The organism is Kocuria rhizosphaericola (genome assembly GCF_044462205.1).
In the GTDB taxonomy this organism is placed as follows: domain Bacteria; phylum Actinomycetota; class Actinomycetes; order Actinomycetales; family Micrococcaceae; genus Kocuria; species Kocuria rhizosphaericola.
Genome location: NZ_JBISWK010000101.1, coordinates 24,008 through 40,173 on the forward strand (window position 1 = coordinate 24,008; position 16,166 = coordinate 40,173).

General features: G+C 72.6%; 11 protein-coding genes. All 11 read right to left on the minus strand.

The window, feature by feature from the left end:
* Positions 1 to 13 precede the first annotated feature (13 nt).
* Positions 14 to 1,489 (minus strand): pyruvate kinase, encoded by a 1,476-nt coding sequence (gene pyk / locus ACH9D2_RS10465; protein WP_396362771.1) that lies wholly within the window; start codon positions 1,487 to 1,489, stop codon positions 14 to 16.
* A gap of 254 nt (positions 1,490 to 1,743) precedes the next feature.
* Positions 1,744 to 3,207: a glutamate synthase subunit beta gene (locus ACH9D2_RS10470; protein ID WP_396362772.1), complete on the minus strand. Its 1,464-nt coding sequence runs from the start codon at positions 3,205 to 3,207 to the stop codon at positions 1,744 to 1,746.
* Entirely contained in the window at positions 3,200 to 7,870 is a 4,671-nt protein-coding gene (gltB, locus tag ACH9D2_RS10475; RefSeq protein WP_396362773.1) for a glutamate synthase large subunit, read from the minus strand. The genes ACH9D2_RS10470 and gltB overlap by 8 nt, the downstream gene beginning before the upstream one ends.
* Positions 7,871 to 8,185: 315 nt before the next feature.
* Complete coding sequence (gene lgt / locus ACH9D2_RS10480; protein WP_396362774.1) at positions 8,186 to 9,076, minus strand: prolipoprotein diacylglyceryl transferase; 891 nt, start codon at positions 9,074 to 9,076, stop codon at positions 8,186 to 8,188.
* A gap of 77 nt (positions 9,077 to 9,153) precedes the next feature.
* Positions 9,154 to 9,957, minus strand: a complete 804-nt coding sequence (gene trpA, locus ACH9D2_RS10485) for a tryptophan synthase subunit alpha (protein ID WP_396362797.1) — start codon at positions 9,955 to 9,957, stop codon at positions 9,154 to 9,156.
* Positions 9,958 to 10,004: 47 nt separating this feature from the next.
* The gene (gene trpB / locus ACH9D2_RS10490; protein ID WP_396362775.1) at positions 10,005 to 12,131 is read right to left on the minus strand and encodes a tryptophan synthase subunit beta; all 2,127 of its coding nucleotides are present in this window, start codon (positions 12,129 to 12,131) and stop codon (positions 10,005 to 10,007) included.
* Positions 12,132 to 12,286: 155 nt separating this feature from the next.
* A complete protein-coding gene (locus tag ACH9D2_RS10495; RefSeq protein WP_396362776.1) occupies positions 12,287 to 12,550 on the minus strand; it encodes an HGxxPAAW family protein in 264 nt (87 codons plus the stop codon).
* A 193-nt stretch (positions 12,551 to 12,743) separates the two neighbouring features.
* Entirely contained in the window at positions 12,744 to 13,343 is a 600-nt protein-coding gene (locus ACH9D2_RS10500) for a Trp biosynthesis-associated membrane protein (RefSeq protein ID WP_396362777.1), read from the minus strand.
* A complete protein-coding gene (locus tag ACH9D2_RS10505) occupies positions 13,336 to 14,934 on the minus strand; it encodes an anthranilate synthase component I (protein ID WP_396362778.1) in 1,599 nt (532 codons plus the stop codon). Before ACH9D2_RS10505 ends, ACH9D2_RS10500 begins: the two co-directional genes overlap by 8 nt.
* A 56-nt stretch (positions 14,935 to 14,990) precedes the next feature.
* Positions 14,991 to 15,371, minus strand: coding sequence for a phosphoribosyl-AMP cyclohydrolase (hisI, locus tag ACH9D2_RS10510; protein ID WP_396362779.1), 381 nt, complete (start codon positions 15,369 to 15,371; stop codon positions 14,991 to 14,993).
* A gap of 74 nt (positions 15,372 to 15,445) precedes the next feature.
* Positions 15,446 to 16,105 carry a Pr6Pr family membrane protein gene (locus ACH9D2_RS10515; protein WP_396362780.1) on the minus strand — a complete coding sequence of 220 codons (660 nt, stop codon included), beginning with the start codon at positions 16,103 to 16,105 and terminating at the stop codon, positions 15,446 to 15,448.
* Between the last annotated feature and the right edge of the window lie 61 nt (positions 16,106 to 16,166).

A 16,166-nucleotide genomic window follows, 5' to 3' on the forward strand; every position in this document is an offset into this window, starting at 1 on the left:
CCCGCGGGCCCCGTCAGGACTCGCGCCACGGTCCCACGTGCTCACGCTGCCGGCCGCCCAGCAGCTCGCCGGCGTCCGCGACGTCGCCCACGCGGTGCACCTTGACGAGGTTGGTGGTGCCGGCGACCCCGGGGGGCGAGCCGGCACAGATCACCACGAGGTCGTCCTTGCCCGCCAGTCCCTGCTCCTGGAGGTGGAGGTCGACCTGCCGGGTCATCTCGTCCGTGTGGTCGACCTTCGCCACCTGGATGGGCTGCACGCCCCAGAGCAGGGACATGAGCGCCGTGACGAGGGGCTCGGGGGTGAAGGCCAGGATCGGGTGGGACGGGCGCAGCCGGGACAGCCGGCGGGCGGAGTCCCCCGACTGGGTGAACGTGCAGAGGTAGCTGACGTCGAGCTGCCGCGCGATGGTCACCGCCGCGCGGGTCACCGCACCCCCGCGGGTGCGGGGCTCCGTGCCGAGGGCCGGGACGCGCTCGAGCGCCTGGGACTCGGTGGCCTCGATGATGCGGGCCATCGTCTCGATGGTCTCGATCGGGTACTTGCCCACGGAGGTCTCCCCGGAGAGCATCACCGCGTCCGCGCCGTCGAGGACGGCGTTGGCGCAGTCGGAGGCCTCGGCCCGGGTGGGGCGCGGGCTGTCGATCATCGACTCGAGCACCTGGGTGGCGACGATCACGGGCTTGGCCCAGCGCCGGGCCAGCTCGATGGCGCGCTTCTGCACGATCGGGACCTGCTCGAGCGGCAGCTCCACGCCGAGGTCACCACGGGCCACCATGATGCCGTCGAACGCGTCGATGATCTCGTGCAGGGCGTCCACCGCCTGCGGCTTCTCGATCTTGGCGATCACCGGCAGCCGCCGGCCCTCCTCGTCCATGATCTCGTGCACCCGCACGATGTCCTTGGCGTCGCGCACGAAGGACAGGGCGATCAGGTCCACGCCGCGGCGCAGCGCCCAGCGCAGGTCGTCCTCGTCCTTGTCGGACAGGGCGGGGACGTTCACGGCCACGCCGGGCAGGTTGATGCCCTTGTTGTTGGACACCGGCCCGCCCACGACCACCTCGGTGGTCACGGTGGTGTCCGAGACGGCGGTGGCGCGCAGGGCCACCCGGCCGTCGTCGATGAGCAGCGGGTCGCCCACGTTGACGTCGCCCGGCAGGGCCTTGTGCGTGGTGGAGCACAGGCTCGCGGTGCCCTCGACGTCGTCGACGGTGATGGAGAACTCGTCGCCGGGGAGCAGCTCGTGGGGGCCGTCCGCGAAGCGGCCCAGCCGGATCTTCGGTCCCTGGAGGTCCGCGAGGATCGCGACCGTCTGCCCAGCGTCCGCCGAGGCGCGCCGCAGGTTCTCGTAGGACGAGTCGTGCACGGAGTGGTCGCCGTGGCTCATGTTGAGCCGGGCCACGTTCATGCCGGTCCGGATCGCCTGGGAGAGGTTCTCGTAGGAGGAGATGGCCGGGCCGATCGTGGCCACGATCTTTGCTCGTCGCATGTGTGCCGCCTTGGGTCGAGGGGTGCCACCGGGGAGGACGTGCACAGCACTGCGGCCGGGGGCTGCGTCGCGAAGGACACGACGCAGCTCCCGGCCGCACTGCCTGGATGTCCGCCCGGGGGCGGGGAGGTCGTGTCCAGCCTATCAACGCCGTCGCCGGTGTCGAGGCGCCCGGGCCGCCGTCCGGCCGCGGACGTGCGACGGCGCATGCCGCACCCCTCGGGGAGGGGCGCGGCCCGCGCCGTGGTGCCGTGCTACAGGCTGAGGTCGATGGCCCGGTCGGTGGGGGCCACCGGCTCCGGCAGACGGGTCGAGCCCATGAGGAACCGTTCGACGGCGGCCGCGCAGGCGCGGCCCTCGGCGATCGCCCACACGACCAGGGACTGGCCGCGGCCGGCGTCGCCGCACGCGAACACGCCGTCCACGCTGGTCATGTAGCGGTCGTCGCGGGCCAGGTTGGTCCGGCCGTCCAGCTCGGCGCCGATCTGCTCCGTGATGTCCTCGGACTCGTTGCCGGTGAAGCCGAGCGCCAGGAAGACCAGGTCCGCCGGGATCACCCGCTCCGTGCCGTCCCTCGGCGCGCGCCGCCCGTCGGGCAGGTACTCGGTCTCGGCGACCTTCAGGCCGGTGAGCCTGCCGTCCTCCCCCACGAACTCCACGGTGGAGGCCATGTAGGTGCGGTCGCCGCCCTCCTCGTGGGAGGTCGAGACCTCGAAGACCCTCGGCATCATGGGCCACGGGTCGGCGTCGGAGCGGTCCGCGGCCGGCTTCCGCCCGATCGCCAGGGACGTGATCGACGCCGCGCCCTGGCGGTTGGCGGTGCCGATGCAGTCGGAGCCGGTGTCGCCGCCGCCCAGGACGATGACGTTCTTGCCCGCGGCGGAGATCTGGTCCTCGACCTCGTCGCCGGCCACCACCCGGTTGCCCTGCACCAGGTAGTCCATCGCGAAGTGGACGCCGTCGAGGTCCCGGCCCGGGATCGGCAGGTCCCGCGGCCGCGTGGCGCCGGTGGCGACGACCACGGCGTCGTAGCGGCGCTTGAGCTGGTCCCAGGTGATGTCCTTGCCGATCTCCACCCCCGGGCGGAAGCGGGTTCCCTCGGCGCGCATCACGTCCAGGCGGCGGTCGAGCACCTCCTTCTCCATCTTGAAGTCGGGGATGCCGTAGCGCAGCAGGCCGCCGATCCGGTCGTCGCGCTCGTAGACCGCCACCGTGAACCCGGCCTGGGTCAGCTGCTGGGCCACGGCGAGGCCGCCGGGCCCGGAGCCCACGACCGCCACGGTCTTGCCGACCAGGCGCTGCGGGACGAACGGTTTGATGATGCCCTCGTCGAAGCCCATCTCGCCGATCGAGTACTCGATCTGCTTGATGGTCACGGCCGGCTGGTTGATGCCGAGCACGCACGAGGACTCGCACGGCGCCGGGCAGACCCGCCCGGTGAACTCCGGGAAGTTGTTGGTGGCGTGCATCCGCTCGACCGCTTCCGCGTCGAGGCCGCGCCACACGAGGTCGTTCCACTCGGGGATCAGGTTGCCGAGGGGGCAGCCCTCGTGGCAGAAGGGGATCCCGCAGTCCATGCACCGCCCGGCCTGCTGCTGCAGGACCCCGCGGTCCTGGGCCTCCTGGACCTCCTTCCAGTCCATGATCCGGACCGGCACCGGCCGCTTGGGGCGGTCGACGCGCTCGGTCACCTTCAGAAAACCGCGCGGATCAGCCACGGGTCGTCACCTCCAGGATCTTGTGCCAGGCGTCGTCGCCGTCGGGGTCCTGCCCCTGGCTCCGGGCCTCTTCGCGGATGCCCTGCACGGCGGCGTACTCCCGCGGCAGGACCTTGATGAAGCGCCCGAGCGTTGCCACCGGGTCGGCCAGGAGACGGTCCGCGAGCTCGGATCCGGTCTCCTCGGCGTGCTTCGTGATGAGCGCCAGCACGGTCTCTGCGTCCGCCTCGTCCAGCGGCAGCAGCTGCAGCTCGCCGCTGTCCCGCGCCTGCTTGTTGACGGAGGTCTCGGCGAGGTCGATGACGTAGGCGACGCCGCCGGACATGCCGGCACCGAAGTTGCGCCCGGTGCGGCCGAGCACCAGGGCGGTGCCTCCGGTCATGTACTCGCAGCCGTGGTCGCCGATGCCCTCGACCACCGCGGTGGCGCCCGAGTTGCGCACCAGGAACCGCTCGCCCACGGTGCCGCGCAGGAAGATCTCCCCGCTCGTGGCGCCGTAGCCGATGACGTTGCCCGCGATGACGTTCTCGGAGGCCTCGAACACCGCGTCCCGCTCGGGGCGCACGATGATCCGCCCGCCGGACAGGCCCTTGCCGCTGTAGTCGTTGGCGTCGCCCTCGAGCCGCAGGGTGATGCCCTGCGGCAGGAACGCGCCGAGGGACTGGCCGGCCTGGCCCGTGAGCGTCACGTCGATCGTGTCGTGGGCGAGGAGGTCCGTGCCGAACGTCCTCGTCACCACGTGGCCGAGCATCGTGCCGACCGCCCGGTCCGTGTTGATGATGTGCTGCTGGATCCGCACGGGCTCCCGCTTCTCCAGGGCGGCCCGGGAGAGCCGGATCAGCTCGTTGTCGAAGTGCTTCTCCAGCTCGTGGTCCTGGCCGCGCATGTTGCGCACCGCGGCGCCCCGGTGCTCGAGCACCGTGGAGTGCAGGATCGGCGAGAGGTCGAGCCCGTGCGCCTTCCAGTGGTCGATGGCGTCCTTGGTCTCGAGGACCTCGGCGTGCCCGACGGCCTCCTCGATCGAGCGGAACCCGAGCTGGGCCAGGTACTCCCGGACCTCCTCGGCGATGAACTCGAAGAAGTTCACCACGTGCTCGGCCTTGCCCGTGAACCGCCGGCGCAGCTCCGGGTTCTGGGTGGCGACGCCCACGGGGCAGGTGTCCAGGTGGCACTTGCGCATCATGATGCAGCCCTCGACGATCAGCGGGGCCGTGGCGAAGCCGAACTCCTCCGCGCCGAGCAGCGCGGCGACGATCACGTCCCGGCCGGTCTTCATCTGACCGTCCGCCTGGACGACCACCCGGTCCCGCAGCCCGTTGAGCATCAGCGTCTGCTGGGTCTCGGCGAGGCCGAGCTCCCACGGGGCGCCGGCGTGCTTGAGGGAGTTCAGCGGGGCCGCGCCGGTGCCGCCGTCGTGCCCGGAGACGAGCACCACGTCGGCCTTGGCCTTGGTGACACCGGAGGCCACGGTGCCGATGCCGATCTCGGAGACCAGCTTCACGTGCACGCGGGCCCGCGGGTTGGAGCGCTTGAGGTCGTAGATCAGCTGCGCCAGGTCCTCGATCGAGTAGATGTCGTGGTGCGGCGGCGGCGAGATCAGGGACACGCCCGGGGTGGAGTGCCGCGTCTGGGCGATCCACGGGTACAGCTTCTGGGCCATGAGCTGGCCGCCCTCGCCGGGCTTGGCGCCCTGGGCCATCTTGATCTGGATGTCGTCGGCGTTGGTCAGGTACAGGCTCGTGACGCCGAACCGCCCGGAGGCCACCTGCTTGATCGCCGAGCGACGCCGCGGGTCGAGCAGCCGCTCGACGTCCTCGCCGCCCTCACCGGTGTTGGACTTCGCGCCGAGCCGGTTCATGGCGATCGCCAGGGTCTCGTGCGCCTCCTGGGAGATGGAGCCGTAGCTCATCGCCCCGGTCTGGAAGCGCTTGACGATCGAGCTGACGGGCTCGACCTCCTCGAGCGGCACGGGCTTGCGGTCCGTGGCGAAACCGAGCAGCCCGCGCAGGGTCAGCAGCTTCTTCGTCTGGTCGTCCACGAGCTTGGTGTAGGACTTGAAGATGTCGTAGCGGCCGGTGCGGGTCGCGTGCTGCAGCCGGAAGACGGTCTGCGGGTTGAACAGGTGCGGCGGGCCGTCCCGGCGCCAGTCGTACTCGCCGCCGGTCTCGAGGTCCCGGTAGGGCTCGGTCACGCCGTCGGAGGGGTACGCCCGGCGGTGGCGGGACGCGGTCTCCTCCGCGATCACGTCGAGGCCGATGCCGCCGATCTGGGTGTGGGTGCCCGTGAAGTAGTCGTCCACGAGCTCCCGCGACAGGCCGAGCGCCTCGAAGACCTGGGCCCCGCAGTAGGAGGACACGGTGGAGATGCCCATCTTGGACATGATCTTCTGCACGCCCTTGCCCAGGGCCTTGATCAGGTTGTGCACCGCGTGCTCGGTGGTGATCCCGGTTAGGTCGCCCGAGCGCACCAGCTCCTCCGCGGACTCCATCGCCAGGTACGGGTTCACGGCGGACGCGCCGTAGCCGATGAGCAGCGCCACGTGGTGGACCTCGCGCACGTCGCCCGCCTCCACGACCAGCGCCACCTTGGTGCGGGTCGCCGAGCGCAGGAGGTGGTGGTGCACGGCCGAGGTCAGCAGCAGCGAGGGGATCGGCGCCCACGCGCCGTTGGAGTCGCGGTCCGAGACGATGACGTACTCCACGCCGCGGGCCACGGCCGCGGAGACCTTCTCGCAGATCTCCGCGATCCGGGCGCGCAGGGACTCCGCGCCGCCGTCGGGCCGGTACAGGCCCCGCACCTTGAGGGCGGCGGGCATCCCGTCCTCGCCCTCGATGTGCAGGAACTGGTCCAGCTGATCGTTGTCGATCACCGGGAAGTCCACGGCGATCTGGCGGGTGCGCACCCGCTCCGTGGTCAGCAGGTTCCCGGTGGGCCCCACGGACCCGCGCAGGCTCGTGACGAGCTCCTCCCGGATGGCGTCCAGCGGCGGGTTGGTGACCTGGGCGAAGGACTGCACGAAGTAGTCGAACAGGGTGCGGGACTTCTCGGAGAGCACGGCGATCGGGGTGTCGGTGCCCATCGCGTAGATCGGCTCGGCTCCCTTGGCCGCCATGGGCCCGACGATCATCTTCAGCTCCTCCTGCGTGTACCCGAAGGTCTTCTGGCGCAGGGTGATGGAGGAGCGGGGGTGGATCATGTGCTCGCGCTCGGGGAGGTCGGTGATGTCGACGATGTTGCCGTCGGCCCACTCCTCCCACGGGGCGGAGGAGGCGATCTGCGACTTGATCTCGGCGTCCTCGACGATCCTCCGCTGGGCGGTGTCCACGAGGAACATCGTGCCCGGGGACACCCGGCCCTTGCGCACGATCTTGCGGTCCCCGATGTCGACGACGCCGACCTCCGAGGCGAAGACGACCAGGCCGTCGTCCGTGACCCAGAACCGGCCGGGGCGCAGGCCGTTGCGGTCCAGCAGCGAACCGACCTGCACGCCGTCGGTGAAGGCCACGGCGGCCGGGCCGTCCCACGGCTCCATGAAGGAGGCGTGGTAGCGGTAGAACGCCCTGCGGGCGGGGTCCATGGTCTCGTGGTTCTCCCAGGCCTCCGGGATCATCATCATCATGGCCTGGGTGACGGGCCGGCCGGAGAGCACGAGCAGCTCGGCGACCTCGTCCAGGGACTGCGAGTCGGACGCGCCCTCCGAGCAGATCGGGAACAGCTCCTCGGGGTTGCGGCCCAGCAGGGGGGACTTCAGCTGCGACTGGCGGGCGCGCATCCAGTTGCGGTTGCCCTTGACGGTGTTGATCTCGCCGTTGTGCGCGAGCGTGCGCATGGGCTGGGCCAGCGGCCACGAGGGGAAGGTGTTGGTGGAGAACCGGGAGTGCACGATCGCGAGCTCGGTGGTGAACCGGTCGTCGGAGAGGTCCGGGTAGAAGGGCTCCAGCTGCTGGGTGGTCAGCATGCCCTTGTAGACGATCGTGCGCGAGGACAGCGAGGGGAAGTAGACGCCGGACCGGTTCTGGGCGCGCTTGCGCAGCCGGAACGCCTTCTGGTCCAGCCGCCGCCGGGCGGCCTCGTCCGCGGGCTCCGGGGTGGTCTCGGCCACGAAGAGCTGCACGAAGCAGGGCATGACCTCGCGCGCGGACTTGCCGACCACGGACTCGGCCACGGGCACGGGCCGCCAGCCGAGGACCTGCAGGTCCTCGGAGCGCGCGAGCTCCTCGAGGGCGCCCTGGATCCGTTCCGCGTTCTCCCCGCCGTGCGGGAGGAAGGCGGTGCCCACGGCGTAGCCGCCCAGGGGCGGCAGCTCGAAGTCCAGCACGGCGCGGAAGAACGCGTCCGGGAGCTGGGTCAGCAGCCCGGCGCCGTCCCCGGTGCCCTCGTCGCCGCCCACGGCGCCGCGGTGCTCGAGGTTGCGCAGGGCCGTCAGCGCGGCGTCGACGATCTCGTGGGTCGGGGTGCCGTTGAGGGTCGCGACCACGGCGAGGCCGCAGGCGTCCTTCTCCTCGTCCGGATGGTAGAGGCCCTGTTCCTCCGGCGCGTTCGAGAACTGCTCGAACGGGGACGCCGCCTGCTCCTGTGCGGTCTCGGCGGGCGCGGCCGGACGGGGGTCCGTGCCGTCCTGGGCAGAATTGTCACCGGGAGTGCCGGCCGGGGTAGAGGTCATGACTGACGTCTCCTCACCATGGGATGCGGTCAACAGGAGCGGCCCCCGCGGCAGGGCTCCGGTCGGGAGGTGCCGCCGGATCGTGAGCTGCCGCCGGCATCCCCGAGCAGTGGTCGTGGAGGTGCCGGGCGGCGGAAGGGCCCCGTTCCAGGAATGTCCGACGATGGACGATCGTGGCGTGCGCCGGAGCGGTCGACGTGGTTCACCCGTCCGCCGGTCAGGCGCCAGAAGAATCTAGCACTCGGATGTTACAGCTCTGAAAACTCTCGGAGAAGGGACCCGGTGCCGGGGCCGGGGCCGGGGCCGGGCGCACGGTCAGGCGCGCGAGGCCTCCACTGCGTCGCCACGGGCCCTGCGGCGCCGGAGCACGACCACCGCGAACAGGACCAGCCCCAGCAGGACGACCCCCAGGGAGGTCCACACGTGCACGCGCAGTCCGAGCACCATGAGGGCCGGGTCGATCCGCAGGAAGAGCTCGATGAGCATCCGCCCGATGCCGTAGTGCACGAGGTAGAGGGCGAACAGGCGGCCCCCGTCCAGGCGGAACCTCCGGTCCAGGGCCAGCAGCAGCACCACGCCGAGCAGGTTCCACAGGGACTCGTAGAGGAACGTGGGGTGGAAGAGGGTGTCCGCCGGCAGCCCGGCGGGGAAGTTGGCGCTGCCGGGGTCGATCTCGAGTCCCCACGGCAGGGTGGTGGGCCGGCCGAAGAGCTCCTGGTTGAACCAGTTGCCCCAGCGCCCGATCGCCTGTGCCAGGAGCAGGCCGGGCGCCGCGGCGTCGGCGAAGACCGCCAGGGAGATCCCGTGCCGCCGGCACACCCACCACGCGGCCAGGGCCCCGAACGCCACGGCCCCGATGATCCCGAGGCCGCCCTCCCAGATCCGCAGGGCGTCGAGAGGATCCGCGCCCGGGCCGAAGTAGCCGGCCGGGTCGGTGACCAGCACGTGGTAGACCCGGGCGCCCACGATCCCGGCGGGCACGGCCCACATCACGATGTCCCACACGATCTCCGGGTCCAGCCCCCGGGCCGCCCAGCGGCGCGTGGTCAACCACAGCGCCGCCGCGATGCCCGCGAGGATGCACAGGGCGTAGGCGTGCACGGTCAGCGGGCCGACCGAGAAACCGGACCAGTCCGGGGAGGGGATGCCCTGCCGGAGCGGGGCGCTCATCAGGGCGGGCACGGGGGGAACGGCGCTCAGCAGCATGCGGTGGGGCCTCGGCTCGTGGGGTGGTCGGGACGGGCGGCCCGCCCCCGCGCGGGAGCGGGCCGCCCGTCACGCTATCAGGCGCGCCCGGCCAGTTCCCGGGCCAGTGCGCCCACGGCCTCGGGGCCGCCGTCGGCCAGTGCCTGCACGAGGGCGGTGCCCACGATGACGCCGTCCGCGTACGCGCCGATCTCCTCGACGTGCTCCCGGCGGGAGACGCCCAGGCCCACGCAGACGTGCTGGGCCCCGGCCGCTCGCGTGTCCGCGACGAGCTGCTCGGCGACGTCGGAGACGGCGTCCCGGGCACCGGTGACGCCCATCACGGAGACCGCGTAGACGAAGCCGCTCGAGGCCTTGACCACCAGGTCGAGCCGCTCCCGGGAGGAGGAGGGCGCCACCAGGAAGATCCGGTCCAGGCCGTGGGCCGCGGACGCGGCGAACCACTCCGCGGCCTCGTCGGGGATCAGGTCCGGGGTGATGATCCCCGCTCCCCCGGCCTCGGCGAGCCGCCGGGCGAACGTGTCGACGCCCATCTGCAGGACGGGGTTCCAGTAGGTCATCACCACGGGCACCGCGTCGGTGCGCTCGGCCACGGCCCGGACCACGCGGAACGCGTCCGCCACCCGGAAGCCGTTGGCGAGGGCCGTCGTCGTCGCGTGCTGGATGACCGGCCCGTCCATGACCGGGTCCGAGTAGGGGATGCCGATCTCGATGACGTCCGCGCCGTTGGTGCCCAGGGCAACGGCCGCCTCGACAGACTCCTCAACGGTGGGGAAGCCCGCGGGGAGGTAGCCGACCAGGGCCGGCCGGCCCTGGTCGCGGCACTCGGCGATGCGGGCCGCCAGCGGCGAGCCGGGGTCGGGGCTCAGCCCCGGCGGCAGGAGGCGGGAGGCGAGGTCCGCCCCGGAGGTCTCGTGTCGGGTGGTGCTCACAGTCGCTCGCCCTTCTCGCCGAGCTCAGCCTCGGCGCTGTCGTCCGGGAGCATCCCGAACCATTCCGCGGCGGTCGCCACGTCCTTGTCGCCGCGACCCGAGAGGGAGACCACGACGATCTTCTCGGCGGCCGCCTCCGGCCCGAGCTCCTCGACCCAGCGGCGGCCGATCTTCAGCGCCCCGGCCAGGGCGTGGGAGGTCTCGATGGCGGGGATGATGCCCTCGGTGCGGCACAGCAGCCGGAAGGCCTCCATCGCCTCCACGTCGGTGATCGCCTCGTAGCGGGCCCGTCCGATGTCGTGCAGGTAGGAGTGCTCGGGGCCCACGGCCGGGTAGTCCAGGCCCGCGGAGATCGAGTGGGACTCGAGCGTCTGCCCGTCCTCGTCCTGCATGAGGTAGGTCCGGGCGCCGTGCAGCACGCCGGGGCGGCCGAGGGAGATCGTGGCGGCGTGGCGTCCGGACTCCACGCCGTCCCCTCCGGCCTCGAGGCCGTACAGCTCCACCGAGGGGTCGTCCAGGAAGCCGTGGAAGATGCCGATCGCGTTCGACCCGCCGCCCACGCAGGCCGCGACGGCGTCCGGGAGGCGCCCGGCCTGGGCCAGGATCTGCTCGCGGGTCTCCTCGCCGATCTGCTCGTGGAAGTAGCGGACCATCGCGGGGAACGGATACGGTCCCGCGGCGGTGCCCAGCAGGTAGTGGGTGTGCTCGACGGAGGCGACCCAGTCCCGCAGGGCCTCGTTGATCGCGTCCTTGAGCGTGCGGGAGCCGTTCGTCACGGGCACCACGGTGGCGCCCAGCAGCTCCATGCGCGCCACGTTGAGGGCCTGCCGCCGGGTGTCCTCCTCCCCCATGTAGACCACGCACTCCATCCCGAACAGGGCTGCCGCGGTGGCCGAGGCCACGCCGTGCTGGCCGGCGCCGGTCTCGGCGATCAGCCGGGTCTTGCCCATCCGCCGGGCCAGCAGTGCCTGGCCCAGGACGTTGTTGATCTTGTGCGAGCCGGTGTGGTTGAGGTCCTCCCGCTTGAGGAAGATCCGGCACCCGGCCTCGGCGGCGAAGCGCTGGGCCTCCGTCAGCAGGGAGGGCCGGTTGGAGTAGTCACGGGAGAGCCGCTGGAACTCCGCGGTGAACTCCGGATCGGCCTTCGCCTTCTCGAACACGTCCGTCAGCTCGTCGAGGGCGGCGATGAGGGACTCTGGCATCCACCGGCCCCCGAAGTCCCCGAAGTACGGCCCGGGGGCCTCGCGCAGGGAGGACGCCTCCGCGGCGACGGCCTCCGCCTCCGCCTCGGGGACCCGCCGCCCGGCCCGGGCGGCCGCACCGGCCGCGCGGAAGCCCGCGATGGTCGCGGCGGGCTCGGCGCTGCGCACGAGGGCCTCGCCCACCAGGACGGCCTTGGCCCCGTGCGAGGCGTAGAGGGCGATCTGCTCCTCGCCCTCGACCCCGGACTCTGCCACGAGCACCGCGTCCTGGGGCAGGAGGCCGGCGAGCCGCCCGAAGGTACCGACGTCGGTGTCGAGGGTCTTGAGGTTGCGGACGTTGACGCCCACGATGCGGGCGCCCACGGCGACCGCGCGCTCGATCTCCTCGGGCGTGTGCGTCTCCACCAGGGCGTGCATGCCCAGTTCGTGGGTCAGCTCGAGGAAGCGGCGCAGCTCCTCGTCGGAGAGGGCGGCGACGATCAGCAGCACGAGGTCCGCGCCGTGGGCGCGTGCCTCCCAGATCTGGTACTCGTCGACCGTGAAGTCCTTGCGCAGCACGGGCACGCGCACGGCCGCGCGCACGGCGTCGAGGTCCGCCAGGGAGCCGTTGAAGCGTCGCTGCTCCGTGAGCACGGAGATGACCGAGGCGCCGCCGTGCTCGTAGGCCGCGGCCAGGCGCGCGGGGTCGTCGATCGGGGCGAGCGCACCCTTGGAGGGGCTCGAGCGCTTGACCTCGGCGATGACCTGCACGGCGTCCGCGCTGGGTCCCCGCAGCGCGGACTCGGCGTCCAGGGCCGGTGGCCGCTGGGCGGCCGAGCGGCGGAGCTCGTCGAGGCCGACGCGCTCGCGGCGCTCCGCCAGGTCCGCCCGGACGCCCTCGATGATGGCGTCCAGGACCGTCCCGGTGCTCTGTTGCGACATGGTTTCCTGTCCTCTCGGCGGCGCTGGCCGCGCTGGTGCGTTCGTGGGGTGCGGGCCGCGCCCGGACCGGGCGGGGACGGCGACCGGTCCCTCACGACGACCGGTCGGGTCGTGCGCGGGCCGCGCTCCCGTGGCCGGCTCGCGCCGGCCCGGTCTCAGCCCTGGTGGTTGCGGGCCTCGTGCTTGCGCTGCTCGGAGCTGCTGCCGTGGCCCATCCTGCTGAGCACGGCCCCGACGACGAGCCCGACGACGACGAGCACGATGCCCACGATCAGCACGGCAGTGCTGCCCACGGTGAAGCCCACCACGCCGACGATGACGCCCACCGACATGATGCCCACGGTCGCCCACGCGGCCAGCGTGTTGCCGTGCCCCACGAAGCCGGTGTGGTCGAGGACGATCTCGTTTCCGTTTGCCATGTTGTTGCACTCCCGATGTTCCTGCCGGAGCCGGCCGGCTCCGCTCGCACGGCCCCGGCGGGGCGCGGCGGTTGCTGACAGTCTGTCCCGCACCATTGTGCCACCCCTCGGGCCGCGCCCGCGCACGCCCCACGGGGCTCGGGGACGTCCGGTCCCCCGCGGTGGCGGGGACGCCCCGGCGCGGGCGCGGTGCTCAGGCGGTGGGGTCGCGGCCCTCGGTGAGGGCGTCCCACGAGTCGATCTCGTCGCCGGGGCGGGCCGCCCCGGCCGGGGATCCGTCCGCCCCGGAGCGCTCGTAGCGCCGGGCCGCGGTCCACGACCGTCCCGCCACGAGGACCCAGGCGCCGCACAGCGCCACGAGCGCCGAGGCGGCCGCGGCGAGCCACGGCCAGACGGTCACGGCGAAGTCGCCGCCGGCGTTGATCATGCCGGTGGTCTCGCCCACGGTGGTCTGCGCGGCGGCGGCCGGGTCGGCCAGCACCGCCACGGACGCGGCCAGGGCGCCGAGGCCGGCGAGCAGGACCACCGCGGCCACCACCGCGCGCAGGACCCGCCCGGAGATCGCCGTGGTGAGGGCGCCGGCGGCCGCGACGAGGCCGAGGGCGGTGACGGCCGGGGCGGCTTCGGACCCCGCGACGTCCACGGTCACGGGCTGGAGCGTGGTCTGCACCGTGGCGGAGATCCACGTGGCCGCCGAGCAGGCGAACACGGCCAGGGCGGCGACCAGCGTGGCGAGCACCACCGTGGACCGCCGGGACAGCGCCGCCGGCAGGGACCCGCGAGCCTCAGGCACGTCCGGCACCCGTCTCCGGCACGGCCACGCGGTCGAGGTCCAGGGCGTGCAGCCGCTCGGCGAGCATGACCGCCCGCAGCGGCGCGGTGGCCTTGTTGAGGGACTCGAGGGCCTCGGTCTCGGGGTCCGAGTCCGCGACGATCCCGCCGCCGGCCTGCACGTAGGCCTTGCCGTCGACGAGCAGCGCCGTGCGGATGGCGATGGCCATGTCCATGTCCCCCGCGAAGTCGAGGTAGCCGACCACGCCTCCGTAGACGGCGCGGCGCAGGGGCTCGTACTCGTCGAGCAGGCGCAGGGCCCTCGGCTTGGGCGCCCCGGAGAGGGTCCCGGCGGGGAACGTCGCGGCGAGCACGTCGTAGGCGGTGGCGTCCGGGCGCATCCGGCCGACGACGTTGGAGCACAGGTGCATGATGTGGCTGAAGCGCTCGACCTCCATGAACTCCGTGACCTCCACGGAGCCCGGGACGGCGATCTTGGAGATGTCGTTGCGGGCGAGGTCCACGAGCATCAGGTGCTCGGAGCGCTCCTTCTCGTCCTGGAGCAGGTCCCGCTCCAGCGCGAGGTCCTCCTCGACCGTGCGCCCCCGCGGGCGGGACCCGGCGATGGGGTGGGTCACGGCCTGGTCGCCCGTGACGGTCACGAGCGCCTCCGGGGAGGAGCCCACGATCGAGAAGGGACGTCCCCCGGCGTCCTCGAAGCTGTACAGGTACATGTACGGGCTGGGGTTGATGGCGCGCAGCATCCGGTAGACGTCGAGGGAGTCGGCCGTGCACCCGGTCTCGAAGCGTCGGGAGACGACCACCTGGAAGATGTCCCCGTCCACGATGGCCTTCTTGCCCTCCACGATGGAGTTCATGAACAGGGTGCGGTCCCAGCTCTGGTCGACCTTCGACTCCAGGTCCCCGCGGATCTCGTCGGTGCCCGTGAGGGTCGAGGCCGTGACGTGGCCGAGGGGCCGGGCGAGCCTCTCCAGCATCGCGTGCACCCGGTCCACGGCGTCGGCCCAGGCCTCGTCGACGCGCTCGTCGGTGTCGTCGAAGTTGATCGCGTTGGCCACGAGCATCACGGTGCCGTCCGTGTTGTCGTGGATCGCGATGTCCGAGACCAGGTTCATGGCCAGCTCGGGGATGCGCAGGTCGTCCTCGGGCGGGTGCGGGAGCTTCTCCCAGCGGCGCACGGCCTCCCAGCCCACGAAGCCCACGAGCCCCGACGTCAGCGGGGGGACGTCGGCGAAGCGCTCCGTGTGCAGCAGCGCCATGGTGTCCCGCAACGCCTCGACGGGGTTGCCGCCGGTGGGGGCGCCGGCCGGGGCCTGCCCGATCCAGTGCGCCTCGCCGTCCCGGGCGGTGAGCGTGGCCCGGGAGTTCGCGCCGATGAACGAGTAGCGGGACCACACCCCGCCCTCGGCCGCGGACTCGAGGAGGAACGTGCCCGGCCGTGCCGCACCGTCCTCGAGCGCGAGCGCCCGGTAGAGCCCGATCGGGGTCATGGCGTCCGCGAGGACCTTGACGCGGACGGGGATGACGCGGCGCTCCGCGGCGAGCGCGCGGAACTCCTCGAGCGTGGGACTGATGGTGCCCAGGTCCTGCATGGGTGTCGACCTGACTTCCTGGTGGCGGACGGGAGTACGGAGCGGGGGGGGGTGGGTCAGAGGGCGTCGACGGCGCCGAGGTCGCGGCCGTCGAAGCAGCTGCGGGTGCCGGTGTGGCAGGCCGCGCCGGTCTGGTCGACCCGGACGAGCAGGGCGTCGCCGTCGCAGTCGAGGCTCACGCTGTGCACGGTCTGGACGTGCCCGGAGGTGTCGCCCTTGCGCCAGTACTCCTGGCGGGAGCGGGACCAGAACGTCACGCGACCCTCCGTGAGGGTCCGGCGCAGGGCCTCGTCGTCCATCCAGCCCAGCATCAGCACCTCCTTGGTGTCGTGCTGCTGCACCACGGCGGCCACGAGGCCCTCGGGGTCGCGCTTGAGCCGCCGGGCCACGGCGGGGTCCAGGGCGTCGGTTCCGGTGTCGGGGGTCTGCTCGCTCATCGCCACCCATCCTATCGACCGTCCGCACGCCCCGCGCCGCCGGCCGGGTCGCACGCCCGGGCCCGCCGGAGCCGTCAGTCGGACGCCGGCGGCTCCGGCCGGTCCGGCGGGCCCGACGGGAGCGTGGGCAGCCGCGTGGCGACGACGGTCAGGAAGGACACCGCGAGGATGAGCACGGACAGCCCGAGGGCGTAGGTGCCCACCGCCCGGTAGCCGCCCACGAGGGCGGGGTCGAGGAAGAAGTACGGGTACCACCCCACCATCTGCCCCCGGACCAGGGTGTACACGGCCCACAGCGCAGGGAACACGGTGGACGCCCAGGTCGAGGCCCAGCGCAGCCGCCGGCGCCCCGGCGCCAGCAGGAAGTCGGCCACGGCGTAGGCGGGCAGCACGAAGTGCAGCACCTGCGAGGACCGCGGGACGAGGAAGAGGTAGCCGAACAGCTCCGCGTTGGCGAGCAGCACCCCGAACACCGTCCCGGAGACCACGGTGTAGGTGGTGGCCATCGCCCGCAGCCCGGTCAGCCAGCCCGGTTCCTCGGCCCGGGCGGCGGTGTACAGCAGGGCCAGCAGCACGGCCACCACCAGCAGGACGGCGCTGTGGATCGTGAAGTAGCTGAACAGGTTCGACCCCAGGCAGGTGCGCGTCACGAAGGCGCAGTCGGACCGGGAGACCAGGGCCCAGACCGCGACCGCCAGGGCACAGGCCCGGGCGGCGACGACGACGAGTCGCACGTTCGACCTCCTCCCGGCCCACCGGGCTCCAGGATAGGAGGCCCGGCGGCCGAGGGGCGTC

Coding starts and splice junctions, on each gene's coding strand:
- trpB (WP_396362775.1), bottom strand. CDS start 12,131: ATGTCGCAACAGAGCACCGGGACGGTCCTGGACGCCATCATCGAGGGC.
- lgt (WP_396362774.1), bottom strand. CDS start 9,076: ATGCTGCTGAGCGCCGTTCCCCCCGTGCCCGCCCTGATGAGCGCCCCG.
- gltB (WP_396362773.1), bottom strand. CDS start 7,870: ATGACCTCTACCCCGGCCGGCACTCCCGGTGACAATTCTGCCCAGGAC.
- ACH9D2_RS10505 (WP_396362778.1), bottom strand. CDS start 14,934: ATGCAGGACCTGGGCACCATCAGTCCCACGCTCGAGGAGTTCCGCGCG.
- hisI (WP_396362779.1), bottom strand. CDS start 15,371: ATGAGCGAGCAGACCCCCGACACCGGAACCGACGCCCTGGACCCCGCC.
- pyk (WP_396362771.1), bottom strand. CDS start 1,489: ATGCGACGAGCAAAGATCGTGGCCACGATCGGCCCGGCCATCTCCTCC.
- ACH9D2_RS10495 (WP_396362776.1), bottom strand. CDS start 12,550: ATGGCAAACGGAAACGAGATCGTCCTCGACCACACCGGCTTCGTGGGG.